Origin of the sequence: Methylotuvimicrobium sp. KM2 (genome assembly GCF_038051925.1) — a bacterium.
Taxonomy (GTDB): domain Bacteria; phylum Pseudomonadota; class Gammaproteobacteria; order Methylococcales; family Methylomonadaceae; genus Methylotuvimicrobium.
In genome coordinates, this window is record NZ_CP150634.1 from 2,566,698 (window position 1) to 2,581,119 (window position 14,422).

Below are 14,422 nucleotides of genomic sequence, written 5' to 3' on the forward strand. Positions count from 1 at the left end.
CGCCGACGCCTGCCGATTGAGCAACCGCATCCTTCTCGGAACCGGTATTGCCTCAGCAGAGTTTTGTATATCGAAAAATTAGATAATAAGACTGACTCCATGAATTTTACAGTAAAAATTATCGCTGACCTTTCGGCTGATGAAAATTTATGCGCAACCGAATGACAAGAAATTATATTAACTTCCTATTCTTCATGATCTTCATGGTTAAATGCTTTTTCTAGAATAATCGAAAGTTCCAGCGTTGATGAAATTTAAGTTTCAGAGTCAGTGTTATTCATCGCCTCTCAAACGCAACCAACTTTTTCTGAATAAATGAGGAATCAGTAGATAAAAAGGCATTCTTAACCAATGCGAACGGATATACAGCAACCAACGAGCTAATCCGGTCCACCGGTCGCCGCAGCTGGCATGATTCGGCATCAAAGCTCTCAAATATAAAAAGTCCATGAAGTACCGATGAAAGCGCCCCTTCAAAAAACCCTCAGATTCATGTAACACGTTTTCCGGGATCGGAGTGTCCAATAAAGCGTGGGTATAGCGTAAAGCATAGTAAAGCGGAATGCGTTGATTAAGTTCATCGGCTCTGAGCAGCAATTTATCCCAAAAACCGCTTTTTTCCGAGTGCTGTTGGATCAACGAATCCAAATCACATAAATCCCTGAAACCGTGATCCAATTCGCCCTCATGAAACAAATGGGAAGCACTGTGTAACACCCTGTCTTCCGGAGCCAACACCCAGCAATTTCTATCTACCACCTTCACGCAATTCGACAATAACTTAGCGGAATCGGGAGAATATCGACAGGTTTTAGGCAAGATATTATGGTGAACATCAAGCGTAGTTTGGCGCTTTAAATGCCGCATCGGCGGAATTTCGTGCATCCATTGCCGGTAATATTTTTGATCGTAGGCATCGAGCGTCGTTGTCATCCAGCCGTCTTTGATCAAAGCCCGTTCGACTTCCGGTAACTTGTCTTCGGCAACCAAAATATCGATGTCCGAAAATACCCTACAATGCGCCGCTTGATCATCGGCTAATCGGTAAGCGGCACCTTTCAAATAGACGATAGGAATGTCCAAAAAACTTAAGGCCGACTGAATACACTCTATTTCCCACGTCAACGAAAGTTCAAAACGGTCGGCATGAATCAAGGCCGACTCTAAATGAACTCGCGGTTTGACGGACACGCTATCGAAAATCCCTGCGTCTTTTAACCGCCATGCCAACCGGGCCAACATATCTGCGGCACGGGCTTGACGAATCAGCATTTCCCACTGCGCCGTGTTCAAATCGTCGGCGACGCTAGGTTTAATGTAAACGCGATTCAACACGAATTTCGAAATCGCTTGCATCAGCCGTGAAATCCATCGAAAAGCCTGACGGCTTCATACAAATCGCTATATTCGAAAGTGAAACAATCGCATCGGTCGATGGTGTCGCCCAAGATATCGAAACCCAAAGCACCTAAAACGTTATAGTTAAAACAATCTTCAGCGGCCCGCAACATCGCTTTTCCTTTATCCAGCTCGGTCAACATCGTTTTGGAGCCTTCCCTGTATTTAGGAAATATTAAACGCGAAGGGGTTACAGGTACGGTGCTTAATTCGACGCTTTGTTTCGGAGGTCGCAGGTGCCCGACGCTGCCTTTAGCCGTGTCTTTGACGATCTGTCCGAATACCGCCGATTCGGAAAACCGGCGAATAACATCAATCGACTCGTTTTTAAGACTCACCGGTCGAGGAACCGGATAGAGCAAACCCTCTGCCGTCGAAATCAGAGCCATTTCATCCGACAGTAAACGCCAGCCGCTTAATATCAGCGCCGCACATAAGGTGCTTTTACCGCTACCGGGGCTACCGGGAAAAATAATGGCTTGACCGTTTTTTTCTACAACAGCGGCATGTAGGATGAGAAACTGATTGGAATGATTGGCGATGCACCAATTGAGTCCCCATTCGAATAACGCCGACGCTTGTTCGAAAGGCAGCGGCTTGAATGGAATATGGCCATCGAAAGAGAAAACGACTTGGGGTCGTATAAACCTCCTAAGCAATTGAGGAGGATTTAATGCAACATGAAAATCGGTGAACTGCGCTGCTTCTGTCAGTTCGTATTCGCCGTAAAGATGGATTAAATGACCGGCAAGATGTCCGATAGAGGATGACAAATTGACATTGAAACCGCCGATTTTAAAGGTAAGTCCTGACGGACTGCTCAATTGGCTCTTGAGGCTTGGTTTCGAAATGGATAACAGTTTCAAAGCGCGACGTTTTCGTCCGATGGCAAAAGAAATAAACGATAGCATTCCGATAAGAAAAGATCGAGCGCTTCTTCTAACTCAGCCGACGAATCGAACGCAAACCGTTCCGCAAACATGTCGATGCTTTCCAAACGCGAAACGCGCTTTTTAAAAAACGACTCGAGCAACCAGCCGTAATCATTGTCGAACAGATGGGTTTCCCCGGTCAGTGTGTTATAGACCGCACAGGCATCCGTCCAATATCTAAATTTTAGACGGGATATATTCGACATCTAAGTCCAATCACAATGAAAAAGTCGATGCAAGAAACGATCTGAGATTCGAATAACCCGAAGGAACAGGAATAACCCCCGATGCTAGGCCGATGACTTGGGCAGTGGTCAAAATATACTTATCAACGAATTGAGCATTAAGATAAGCTGCTACGATATGTGCATCATTGGGGTTTGAAACCCCGTTGCATAATATAAGGCGCAATTGGTCGTTATTAGACGCTCCTGACCATATGTTGTCTTGAAAACTTGCGCCTAGATTCCAAGGGCTTGGACTTTCAGAACAATAGGCTTGAAGACCGGAAGCATCAAGCTTGGTATTGAGCAAACGGCCGTAGATAAGTCCTTCCGTACCTTTAAAGATATACTCGGTTCTCTGGTTTTCTTCACCTGTTCCGAAAGTTTCTCCTGGCACCGTACTTTCAGCGGGATCCGCCCAATAACTGATTGGATGTCCTGTAGCACAACTACCGGGTCCGGTCTGCGATATATTACCGGAAAGCTGCTGAGATATACACTGAGCACCGAATACCGGCCGGCTGGCGAGGGTTGCGAGAACGGGCGTTACGAGACCGGCTTTGCCGATAAACCGTCTTTTTTTATCAATCTGCTGCTGTAATTCAGGATTGTTTTCTTGATTTTTCATGGTGCACCTTCATTCAAAAAATTGAAAAGGGAACAAATCTTCGCGGACTCTAACAGAATTTTCAGCTGTAGTACACTGGACAAAAGTACATATCAATTTAATACCTTAAAAAAATTAAATCATGAAATATAGCCAATATCCGTTCTGTTTAGCCGTTTCGCATAAACGCTTCGAACATGAGCAAGGACCAAAGCGTAGTGCTGTTATCCCGTAGCCCGCTTTGATGCTGATCCAGCATCTTTTCAATAACACTTTGCTCGAACAATCCGGAATCCAGCATAGTATTTCCGAGTAAGGCGGACCTCACTTTTTCTTTCAAAGGACCTCTAAACCAACTTGCCAACGGAACCGCAAAACCCATTTTCGAGCGATACAAAATATCGTCCGGCAAATAATTCTCTAAAGACTTTTTAAAAATATATTTGCCTTCGCGGCCCTTCAATTTTAAATCCGGTTGAAGACTTGCAAACCACTCGACCAGCTTATGATCGAGCAACGGTACGCGGACTTCAAGCGCGTGCGCCATGCTGGCGCGGTCGACCTTGGTCAAGATATCGCCGGGCAAGTAGGTTTTGATATCGAGATATTGTACTAGCGACTGAGCGTCATAGCTAGCGGCATTTTTGGCATGCCGTCTGAATACCTCGACCGCTTGATAGCCTTGTAGTTCTTGTTTCAAGTTTTGGCTAAACAAGGCGTTACGAATTTCGTTCGAATTGACCGAAACGCTGTGAAAGTAGCCTTCGAGCGAATCGCGCGCGATCGATTCGAAGGTCGACTTGGCCCTGAAGATTTTCGGCGCCCAATCGGCTTTAGGATAGGTTCTCCCTAAAAAACCGAACAGCGGTTTGCGCAATCCATCGGACATGATATGCCGCATACGGTCTTCGTAAGTATGCCAACGGTAACGCCGGTAACCAGCCAGGTTTTCGTCGCCGCCGTCGCCCGAAAGAACCACCGTCACTTGCTTCTTCGCCAATTCGCAGACGCGATAAGTCGGTAGCGCGGAACTGTCGGCATAGGGTTCGTCGTAAAGTCCGGCCAGACGATCGATCAAATGAAAATCGTCCGGATCGACTTGTTCGACGCGGTGAGCCGTATGGTAGCGTTCGGCAACCAACTGCGCATATTTCGATTCATTGAAGGCCGGATCGCCGAACGAGATCGAGCAGGTATTGACCGGTTGTTCGGAAAGACCGGCCATCATCGCGACGACGCCGCTCGAATCGACGCCACCCGACAAAAACGCGCCGAGAGGCACATCGGCAACCATTCTAATGTCGACCGCTTCGCGAAAACGCTCAATCAGTTCTTCGGCAGTTTCTTGTTCGCTTTTAACCTGCCTGACGCCGAATTCGACATTCCAATATTGCACGGGCCGGTATTCTTGTTGACCCCGCTTGATCGTTAGCTTGAATCCGGGCTCGAGTTTGTGAACGTTTTTGTAGATCGTTTTCGGATCGGGGATATAGCCGAAGCCGAAATAATCTTCGACCGCCGTAGCATCGAGCTCTCTCGGTAATTGCGGGTGGACTTTCAGCGCTTTCAGTTCCGAACCGAATATAAACTGTCCGTTCGGCAATTCGGCGTAATACAAAGGCTTTATGCCTAAGCGGTCGCGCGCTAGAAACAAAGTTTCTTTCGCCCTATCCCAAATCGCGAATGCGAACATGCCTCGCAAACGGTCCACGCAAGACTCGCCCCATGCCTGCCAACCGATCAGGATCACTTCGGTATCGCAATGCGTCTTGAAGGTATAGCCCAGTCCTTCGAGTTCTTTGCGCAATTCGGGAAAATTATAGACTTCGCCGTTGTAAGTCAATACGACATTGCCGTCTTGACTGTGCATCGGTTGCTGTCCGCTCGAAAGATCGATGATCGACAAACGCCGATGACCGAATCCCAAGCCGGGTTCGGTATGCAAACCGCCTTCGTCAGGGCCACGATGATATTGCACCTCGTTCATCCGTCCCAGCAACTCGCGGTCGATTTCGCGTTTTTCCTTTAGATCAAAAATGCCGACGATTCCACACATAGTATTTTCCGGAAAAATAAAAACTCTTGAATTGAGCGTGTCACTGTAATGAATCGTACACGCTCAGATAATTTTTAACCATCGCATCGATAGAAAAAGCTTGCAAGGCCCGTTCGCGACCTTTGCTGCCGTGCTCGATACATAGCTTCGAATCGCCGATATAGTCGCTTAGCCTACCCGCTAACTCGGACGGATTTTGTCTTTCAACTAAAAACCCGGTTTTGCCGTGTTCTACGAGCTCGGGGTTGCCGCCGACGCGTGTTGCGATCACCGGCAAACCGCTCGCCATCGCCTCGAGTATCGTATTCGAAATGCCTTCGGCCTGGGACGGCAAGACGAAAACATCGAAACCGCGCATCAGTTCGGCAACGTCGCTTCGTTCGCCAGGCAGCCAGGCCTGATCGAGCAAATCGTTTTCAACCAACAATTGCCTCACTTCTGTACGTAACGGCCCTTCGCCGATCATGACCAATCCGACCGCATTTTTAGATTCGGAATGTCGCTTCAGCAATTCGACAAAAGCCCGCGCCAACGTCATTTGATCCTTAACCCCGTGCATGCGGCCGACCGTGCCGATGATCAACCTTTTTTCGGCATCGGGCCAGGGACAATCGCCGACAACGACTTTCGGACGTGCCGGCTGAAAGCGCTCGGTATCGACGCCGTTACAGATGCGCCGGATTTTCGAGTCGGGAATACCGACTTTTTCGCGCAGATAATTGTCGAGATGGCCGGAAAGCGGAATGAAGCGATCGATTATCAATCCCAGCATGCGCCGCAATAATCGATATTTTTTGTTGCTGCCGTCCGGGTCGAACACATCCCAGCCGTGCTCGCCATGCACTCTATGTTTGACGCCGGCCAACAGCGCCGGAACCTGATATTCGATCGCGGCGAGATTGCGCGTATGTACGATCGCCGGCTTGATTTGTTTGAGCAAACGATACATTTTCACGAATGACTGCCAGTCCTGCCCTTCCCGTTTGTTCAATTCGTAAATTTCGACGTCTTTCCGCTGCAAGCGATTTTTGAAATCAGTGCTGTTTTTCAGGCAAATGATGACATGCCGGTAGCGATCGGACGGCATGCGATTAATCAAATTCACCAAACCATTCTCCAATCCGCCGACGCCGAGGCTGTAGATGATGTGGGCGATTAGGGGGGGCGTTTGATTTAGGGGCATATGTTTAAGGTTAGCGGTTAGCGGTTAGCGGTTAGCGGTTAGCGGTTAGCGGTTAGCGGTTAGCGGGATTTTGAAACTAATATTAGCCTTGTCAAGTAAAAATGCCCATTTACTAACTGTTTACCACTCTCTTCTCCCCCTGCTCACCGCTTACTACTATCTATCTTCTGTTTATGAAACTTATGAAGTCCTGAGACTAATTTTGATGTTCTGGTTAACATATCTTCAAGCACCTGATCCGATGAGGCAAAACCAAGATCAAGTGCAAGAAGATATTGTGTTTCCAATTCGCTCAAAGAACCTTTGGTTATGCTCAAAAAATGGACAATCTCGCGCGATCCCGTTCTTCCAGCACCTTCAGCAATGTTGGATGGAATGGAAATTGCCGCCCGCCTAATTTGCGGCTGTAAACCATACTTTTCTTCGATTGGAAAATCTTGAGACCAGAGATATACCAACTTTACTAAATGCATTGCCGATTGCCATGCTTGCAATTGGTAATGTGGTTTGTAGTCCCTCTCAGCTTCACCCATCTATACCGCTCACTGCTCACTGCTCACTGCTCACTGCTCACTGCTCACTGCTCACTGCTCACTGCTCACTAAAAATTATAGTAACTCCCATACCACTCAACAAACCGCGCTATCCCAACTTCAATCGGCGTTCCTGGCTTATAGCCGACATCTTGCACCAGCGCTTCGACATCGGCATAGGTGTCGGGGACGTCGCCGGGTTGCAGCGGCAGTAATTCTTTTTCGGCGGTCTTGCCCAAGCACTGTTCCAATACTTCGATATATTTCATCAACTCGACAGGACTTTGATTCCCGATGTTGTAAACCCGCCATGGGGCGCGGCTAGTTCCGGGGTCGGGTTTCGCGCCGGTCCAATCCGGGTTAGGTTGAGCAATATTATCAAGTGTCCGGATCACGCCTTCGACAATGTCGTCGATGTAGGTGAAATCGCGGCGATGCTTACCGTAATTGAAAACTTGGATTTTTTCGCCATTTAGTATGGCTTTGGTAAACAAAAACAAAGCCATATCAGGCCGCCCCCAAGGCCCGTATACGGTAAAGAATCGTAATCCGGTCGTTGGCAGGTTATAGAGATTGCTATAGGTATGCGCCATCAGTTCGTTGGCTTTTTTCGAAGCCGCATAAAGACTCAACGGATGATCGACATTGTCGTGAACCGAAAACGGCATGCTTTCGTTCGCACCGTATACCGAACTGCTCGATGCATAGACCAAATGTTCGACACCGTAATGCCGGCAGCCTTCCAAAATGTTGATGAAGCCGACGATATTGCTGTCGATGTAAGCATGCGGGTTTTCGATCGAATAGCGCACGCCGGCTTGCGCGGCTAAATTGACGACGCGCTCCGGACGATGCTCTTTGAATACCTGTTCAATGCTATCCCGGTCGGCCAAGTCGGCTCGGATATCGGTATAATGCTCATGATCGAGTATTCGCGCCAAGCGTGACTTTTTCAGATTGACATCGTAATAGTCGTTTAGATTGTCGATTCCGATGACTTCATCGCCTCTTTCGAGCAGACGCAAAGCCAAATGATTGCCGATAAAACCGGCGGTTCCAGTTACCAGTATTTTCATAAATTACAAACGTGCGTCAGTCAGTTCGGCCGGAAAAACGTATTTCAAATCGTAAATTACCGAGTCTTTTTTACCCATCGCCTTGATTGAAGCGATATCCATTCGCTTGAATTGCTCATGCGCTACGGCCAAGAGCATCGCATCGTAACGCCCGTCTTCCGGCTTGTCGATGGTTGTTATGCCGTATTCCTCAAACGCTTCGGCCGGATCGATCCAAGGATCGTAAACATGCACGTTAACGCCGTAACTTTGCAGTTCTTTGACGATATCGACGACACGGGTATTGCGTAAATCGGGGCAATTCTCCTTGAACGTCAAACCCATGATCAGCACATCGGAATCTTTGATATGGATGCGTTTTTGGAGCATCAATTTGATTAATTGCGACACGACATATTCGCCCATGCCGTCATTGATACGGCGTCCCGACAAAATGACTTCGGGATTGTAGCCGATCGCTTGGGCCTTATGAGTCAAGTAATAAGGGTCGACACCAATACAATGTCCGCCGACCAATCCGGGCCGGAACGGTAAAAAATTCCATTTGGTGCCGGCAGCCAACAACACTTCTTCGGTATCGATGCCGAGTTTATTGAAGATGATCGCTAATTCATTGATCAATGCGATATTCAGGTCGCGTTGCGTATTCTCGATGACTTTGGCCGCTTCGGCGACTTTAATACTACTGGCCTTGTGCGTGCCGGCCGTGATGATGCTTTGATAAAGCCGGTCGATGCGGTCGGCGATTTCGGGAGTCGAACCGGAGGTCACTTTGAGAATATTGGTGACTCGGTGTTCTTTGTCGCCGGGATTAATCCGTTCCGGGCTGTAGCCGGCAAAGAAATCTTGGTTGAATGTCAACCCCGATATTTTTTCCAGAATCGGCACGCAAACTTCCTCGGTCGCGCCGGGGTAAACGGTCGATTCGTAAATAACGATATCGTTAGGTTTAATCAGCCCGCCTAGCAGGGCGCTGGCTTTTTCCAATGGAGTCAAATCGGGCTGTTTATATTCATTGATCGGTGTTGGCACCGTAACAATGTAAATATTGCAGGCTTTGATTTCCTCGGCCGATGAGGTATAAGTCAAATGAACGGCTTCTTTTAATTCTTCCTCGTCGACTTCAAGCGTGTGATCGCTCCCGTTTTGCAACTCTTTGATACGCTCTGCATTGATATCGAAACCGATTGTCGGGTATTTCTTCCCGAATTCGACGGCTAAGGGCAGACCGACATAACCGAGACCGATCATTCCCAACTTGGCATTTTCTAACATAGGTTTTTATTCCTTTTTCTAAAACTCGAATATTAAATATTTCTAAACAGCAAAACGTTACCAAAGACGATTCTTAATAAAGCTCACTTTTCTAATTTTTGATAAAGCTTAGCAGAGCGTAATTTAATTTTAAGCGCGATTTATTACAGTTTCGTAATTTTTTCGACTACTTAAACCAATCGAGCCGGCATCCTTTATTTTATTGAATTCGCTAGGGGAACTTACAAGCAATTTATGAACTCATAATGTTCGACGCTATGTAAGGAGATACCTCATGAATAGTAATGAAACCGATAATAATAAAAACAACGCCGAAAAAATGGAAAAGCTCAAAAACCTAACCGGCATCGTCTATTTATGTCAAGTCCTGGCATTCGGTTTTGCGGGCTTGCCTATTTTCATCGGTGTCGCGATTAACTTCATTAAACGAAACGATGTTCGGGGCACTTGGTTGGAATCTCATTTCGACTGGCAAATCAAAACCGCTTGGGTCGCTGTCGCATTGTTAGCGGCAAGCGGATTGACGTTTGCGATGGGCTTGGGTTGGTTTTTATTGCTATTTGCCGTGTTGTGGCTGGTTTACCGAATAGCCTTGGGCTGGCATACCCTATTCGATAATAAACCGATGGTTCCCAAAAATTTCAAATAAACCAGCGCATTCGCCCAAACAGCAACACTCAAGCCCATCGACTTCTGAGTTTATCGCGATTCAATGCCAGCCATTGAATCGCAACGATCGGAATCCCCGAGTTAATTTTACCCTGCTCCATGAGCCGATAAGCCTCATCGAAACTCACGACCGAAACCCGAATATCCTCCTGCTCATGATCTAAACCATGAATTCCGCCGACGCCGGTACTATCGATTCTGCCGCAATAAAGGCTAAGCCACTCCGACGAACCGCCGGGAGTCGTGTAAAACGCATTGATCGGCAGTAATTCCAGAATCTCGCAGCCGGCTTCTTCGATCGCCTCTCGGTAAGCGACTTCCTCCGGCGATTCGCCCTCCTCGACCGCTCCTGCAACGATTTCCAACAACCAAGGGGTTTCCGGCCTTAAAATCGCACCGACCCTGAATTGTTCGATCAAAACAACGGTATCTTTGACCGGGTCGTATAACAAGACCGCGACACAAGAACCGCGTCTGAATAATTCGCGTTCGATTTCCGGGCTCCAACCGCCGGCGAATAAACGATGTTTAAGCCGGTATTTTTCCAACCGGAAAAAACCGTGATAAACCTCATACTTATCGAGAACTTTAAAATCCTTAGGAACAAACATGAAATAACCTCGACAAATGTAGGAAGGGGGTTCGGTGGCTCGATTGACAGGTGTCGGCGGCAGGGCAGATTTTTGCTCCTGCAAAATCTGCATTCATGCCATCCATGGCAATCAGATTCCGCCGCCAAGCATGGACGTATTCACGGCGCCCTGTCAAGCGAGTCACCGAACCGCCACAAAGCGTAATGCTTGTAGAAATTATTTTGTGCATATTCCTTATCTATATTATTTTTGATAGGTTACCTTATAAATAACACCTAAGTTATCGTCGGAAATCAACAAACTACCGTCCGGCATTTCCAGGATATCGACCGGACGCCCCAAAACCTCATCGGACGATGTTAGCCAACCGGAAATGAAGGAATGTTCGGATACAGGCCTGCCGTTTTTAAATTTGACCAAGGCGATGCGATAACCGTGAGGCTGACTCCGATTCCATGAACCGTGTTGGGCAACGAATAGCTGTTGTTTAAAGCGTTCGGGAAATTGATCGCCTCGATAAAAACGCATACCCAATGGCGCTTTATGAGCCTTGAATTGCCATGCAGGAGCGACAAATTCCTCGCAGCTTCGTTGCTTGCCGAATTCCGGGTCGGCAATAGTGCCGCCGTGGCAATAAGGAAAGCCGAAGTGCTGACCGGACTCCGTCCATTGATTCAATTCATCGGGCGGAATATCGTCCCCCATTAGATCGCGGCCGTTTTCGGTAAAGAACAGCGTATTCGTTCCGGGCTGCCAATCGAAACCGACGGTATTTCTTATCCCATGCGCTAAAATTTCAAGATCGGAACCGTCGGGGTTCAAGCGAATCAAGGTTGCATAGATTTTTTTATCCGGCTCGCAAACATTGCAGGGCGCACCGACCGCGGTATAGAGCTTGCCGTCCGGGCCGAAACGTAAATATTTCCAGCCGTGATGCCGATCGGAAGGTAAACCGTCGAAGACCGCGACTGGTTTAGGCGGGTTCGCCAAATTATCGATGATATTGTCGAAACGGATAATCCGGTTGACTTCCGCAACATATAGCGAACCGTTCTGAAACGCCACGCCGTTAGGCATGTATAAATCGGTCGCGATGACATAGCGTTTGTCGGCCTTACCATCGCCATTAGTGTCTTGAACCGCATAAACGGCGCCTTGTTGACGGCTCCCGACAAAAATAACGCCTTTTTCGCCTTGCGCCAATGAACGGGCATTCGGAAGATTCTCGGCAAATAATGAAATGGAAAAACCGATCGGCAGCTGTAATTTTTTTAAAACTTCATTGACACTTGCGGCATGAACCGGACACGCTAGAATTAGCGATAGCATAAAAAAGATTTTGGCTTTCATACAGAGGCCTCCAACGAATAAACTTTTCGGTATGGTAACACTCTAAAAAGCGCTTGAAATAAAAAAATTATCCCTTATATCGTAATCAACATTTAATAAACTAAAGGTAATACACTTATGATGCGTATACTTCTTTTTTTAGCAACCAATGCCGCCATATTGGTCGTTATCAGCGTTATCTTTAATATTTTCGGCATCAGCGGCGTACTGGATGCCCAAGGTGTCGACCTTAATCTAAACGCCTTACTGCTGATGTCGGCTATTATAGGCGTCACCGGCTCGGCGATCTCATTGGCGATATCCAAATGGTCGGCTAAGAGCGCGATGGGCGTGCATGTCATCGAACATCCGCAAAATCAAACCGAAAAATGGTTAATCGATGTTGTCGCTCGTCAAGCGAGAGCGGCCGGTATCGGCATGCCGGAAGTCGGCATTTTCCAAACACCGGACCCGAATGCATTTGCGACCGGCATGAATAAAAACAACGCCTTGGTTGCAGTAAGCACGGGTTTGCTCCAAAGCATGAGCGCCGAAGAAGTTGAAGCGGTTCTCGGCCACGAAATCAGTCACGTTGCCAACGGCGACATGGTCACGATGGCTTTGATGCAAGGTGTGGTGAATACCTTCGTGTATTTCTTCGCGACGGTGATCGGCCATACGGTCGACCGAGTCGTGTTCAAAACCGAACGCGGTTACGGTCCGGCTTATTACATCACGCAGATGATCATGCAAATCGTGTTGTCGATCTTGGCATCGATGCTGGTCATGTGGTTCTCGCGTTACCGCGAATACCGTGCCGATGCGGGTGGAGCTAAATTGGCCGGGCGCGACAAAATGATCAATGCGCTACGGGCCTTGCAACGGGCACATGAACCCGAAGAACTGCCGGGACAATTGGCCGCATTCGGTATTCACGGCAGCCGCATGCACCGTTTGTTCATGAGCCATCCGCCTTTGGAAGAACGTATCGCGGCTTTGCAAAATAGCCGTTAACCAGAAACAGACAGACTATCGGGCCAGTCTGCTGGCCCGATACCTTTCGATGACCCAATCGATTTTCATACGTTTCAGGCTCAACCTGAGCTACGATCAATACCTCGGCGTCTATCAAGGCCTGGTCAAAACCATATCGGTCATTGCCGACGACGGACGACGCATTCAATTTCCTGCCGGCAACATCCAGTCTTTTTTGACTCGGCAAGGTATTCACGGATATTTCGAAATGGAACTGACGCCGCAAAACAAATTCGTCGGGATCAAGAAGTTATTCAATTAACTTCTTATTATCCTGAATTCGGCAGTTTAACCATGAAGCACATGAAGTTCATGAAGGATTCCAAGAACTTACCAAATCCTTCTCGCTAACCTTTTTGGTGAGCGAAAGTTCTATACAAACGCGTAATAAGCTATTGAATTAACTTCCTATTCTTCATGATCTTCATGGTGAAATGCTTTTTCTAGGATTATGTAACTATCCCCCGGCAATTTCGGTTTCTCAATCGACCTGAACGACTTTAATTTCAGCGACATCCTCGAAAAACCTTTCGATTTTTTTAATATCCGAGTGCCAATAATTCGGGATGCGCACCAATCGTCATCAAGGTTACGATGTCCTGCTTGTCCACGTAAATCGTCTAAGCTATTCACCGACCAGTTCGATAACTTGTGTTTCTCCTCGTTCGTCGGTCGCGACGGACAGCAGTGAAAAACCCAAATCCGCATTGGTCATATTACTCCCTTTATACTCAAAAAACAGCTAACTTTATGAAGGTATGGGGTGTGGCTAGCGAGGATGTCGGCAGCAGGGATTGCTGCCGTCAAGCCCCCATGGATGGGTTCACGGCGGTCCTCGATAGACACACCCCATACCTTTTATTCTTGTACGGTTTTTCAATCAAAAGGGAGTAGGCGATAGAGATTATTCACTGCTCTGCCCTTCTAACGCGGACAATGCATCTAAAGTATTCACGTTGACAAAAACCTCGGAGTCGTCGCTAAAATCGACCTGAATCATTCGATGCTTCATCAACCAACGGTCGATCTTACGCTCGCCGCTGCCTAGATAATTTTTCAAACTGGATTCGAGCGTTGTTTTGATGGCCAAAAACACCGGGTGTAAGCGCTCGCCATCAAAGGCAACGGCGACATCGATATCGGGGTTAAGACCTGCTTTTAACAATCTATGCAAATGATCGGTCGTAATTAATGGCGAATCGCAAGGCAATACCAACAATAGTCCGGCACCGGAATATGTCATCGCGGAAAGAATGCCGGCCAAGGGACCTTCAAAATTACCGTTCTGATCGGATACGACCGGCAAACCGAATTGTCTATAGGCGTCGAGATTGCGATTGGCATTGATAATGACTTGGTCGACCAGCGGCTTAATTGAATCGATCGCATAGGCGACCATTGGCCTTCGACGAAACAACACCAGACCCTTATCTTGGTTATTCATGCGTCGGGCGAGTCCGCCGGCCAAAATAACGCCGGTCACTTTTGTTGGATTGCTCATGATGTTAAGCT

The 14,422-nt window shown here is 47.6% G+C and carries 15 protein-coding genes; 3 read left to right on the top strand and 12 right to left on the bottom strand.

Going from position 1 to position 14,422, the window contains the following annotated elements; genetic code table 11:
- Nucleotides 1-273 precede the first annotated feature (273 nt).
- The 9 genes from WJM45_RS10860 to tviB form a co-directional block, all read right to left on the bottom strand.
- A complete protein-coding gene (locus WJM45_RS10860) occupies nucleotides 274-1,356 on the bottom strand; it encodes a nucleotidyltransferase family protein (RefSeq protein WP_341325127.1) in 1,083 nt (360 codons plus the stop codon).
- Entirely contained in the window at nucleotides 1,356-2,264 is a 909-nt protein-coding gene (locus tag WJM45_RS10865; protein WP_341325128.1) for an HprK-related kinase A, read from the bottom strand. The genes WJM45_RS10860 and WJM45_RS10865 overlap by 1 nt, the downstream gene beginning before the upstream one ends.
- Nucleotides 2,261-2,536: a hypothetical protein gene (locus WJM45_RS10870; RefSeq protein ID WP_341325129.1), complete on the bottom strand. Its 276-nt coding sequence runs from the start codon at nucleotides 2,534-2,536 to the stop codon at nucleotides 2,261-2,263. The genes WJM45_RS10865 and WJM45_RS10870 overlap by 4 nt, the downstream gene beginning before the upstream one ends.
- A 10-nt stretch (nucleotides 2,537-2,546) precedes the next feature.
- On the bottom strand, nucleotides 2,547-3,182 hold the full coding sequence (locus WJM45_RS10875; protein WP_341325130.1) for a hypothetical protein: 636 nt from the start codon (nucleotides 3,180-3,182) through the stop codon (nucleotides 2,547-2,549).
- Nucleotides 3,183-3,330: 148 nt separating this feature from the next.
- Nucleotides 3,331-5,217 carry an XrtA/PEP-CTERM system amidotransferase gene (locus WJM45_RS10880; protein ID WP_341325131.1) on the bottom strand — a complete coding sequence of 629 codons (1,887 nt, stop codon included), beginning with the start codon at nucleotides 5,215-5,217 and terminating at the stop codon, nucleotides 3,331-3,333.
- Nucleotides 5,218-5,257: 40 nt separating this feature from the next.
- Nucleotides 5,258-6,400: a TIGR03088 family PEP-CTERM/XrtA system glycosyltransferase gene (locus tag WJM45_RS10885; RefSeq protein WP_341325132.1), complete on the bottom strand. Its 1,143-nt coding sequence runs from the start codon at nucleotides 6,398-6,400 to the stop codon at nucleotides 5,258-5,260.
- Nucleotides 6,401-6,543: 143 nt separating this feature from the next.
- On the bottom strand, nucleotides 6,544-6,933 hold the full coding sequence (locus tag WJM45_RS10890; protein WP_341325133.1) for a four helix bundle protein: 390 nt from the start codon (nucleotides 6,931-6,933) through the stop codon (nucleotides 6,544-6,546).
- A 68-nt stretch (nucleotides 6,934-7,001) separates the two neighbouring features.
- Nucleotides 7,002-8,009, bottom strand: coding sequence for an NAD-dependent epimerase (locus tag WJM45_RS10895; RefSeq protein WP_341325134.1), 1,008 nt, complete (start codon nucleotides 8,007-8,009; stop codon nucleotides 7,002-7,004).
- Between the two features lie 3 nt (nucleotides 8,010-8,012).
- On the bottom strand, nucleotides 8,013-9,284 hold the full coding sequence (gene tviB, locus WJM45_RS10900) for a Vi polysaccharide biosynthesis UDP-N-acetylglucosamine C-6 dehydrogenase TviB (protein WP_341325135.1): 1,272 nt from the start codon (nucleotides 9,282-9,284) through the stop codon (nucleotides 8,013-8,015).
- A 274-nt stretch (nucleotides 9,285-9,558) separates the two neighbouring features.
- Here tviB and WJM45_RS10905 point away from each other — a divergent pair, with 274 nt between their 5' ends.
- Nucleotides 9,559-9,933 (top strand): hypothetical protein, encoded by a 375-nt coding sequence (locus tag WJM45_RS10905; protein ID WP_341325136.1) that lies wholly within the window; start codon nucleotides 9,559-9,561, stop codon nucleotides 9,931-9,933.
- A 28-nt stretch (nucleotides 9,934-9,961) separates the two neighbouring features.
- On the opposite strand, the gene WJM45_RS10910 is transcribed toward WJM45_RS10905, so the two are convergent.
- Both WJM45_RS10910 and WJM45_RS10915 read right to left on the bottom strand, forming a co-directional pair.
- Nucleotides 9,962-10,564, bottom strand: a complete 603-nt coding sequence (locus WJM45_RS10910) for an NUDIX domain-containing protein (protein ID WP_341328932.1) — start codon at nucleotides 10,562-10,564, stop codon at nucleotides 9,962-9,964.
- Nucleotides 10,565-10,789: 225 nt separating this feature from the next.
- A complete protein-coding gene (locus WJM45_RS10915; protein WP_341325137.1) occupies nucleotides 10,790-11,896 on the bottom strand; it encodes a sorbosone dehydrogenase family protein in 1,107 nt (368 codons plus the stop codon).
- A gap of 117 nt (nucleotides 11,897-12,013) precedes the next feature.
- Between WJM45_RS10915 and htpX the strand changes: the two genes are divergently transcribed.
- The gene (htpX, locus tag WJM45_RS10920; RefSeq protein ID WP_341325138.1) at nucleotides 12,014-12,889 is read left to right on the top strand and encodes a protease HtpX; all 876 of its coding nucleotides are present in this window, start codon (nucleotides 12,014-12,016) and stop codon (nucleotides 12,887-12,889) included.
- 49 nt (nucleotides 12,890-12,938) lie between these two features.
- A complete protein-coding gene (locus tag WJM45_RS10925; RefSeq protein WP_341325139.1) occupies nucleotides 12,939-13,172 on the top strand; it encodes a DUF2835 domain-containing protein in 234 nt (77 codons plus the stop codon).
- A 642-nt stretch (nucleotides 13,173-13,814) separates the two neighbouring features.
- Here the strand turns inward: WJM45_RS10925 and mobA are convergent.
- On the bottom strand, nucleotides 13,815-14,411 hold the full coding sequence (mobA, locus tag WJM45_RS10930) for a molybdenum cofactor guanylyltransferase MobA (protein WP_341325140.1): 597 nt from the start codon (nucleotides 14,409-14,411) through the stop codon (nucleotides 13,815-13,817).
- Nucleotides 14,412-14,422 lie beyond the last annotated feature (11 nt).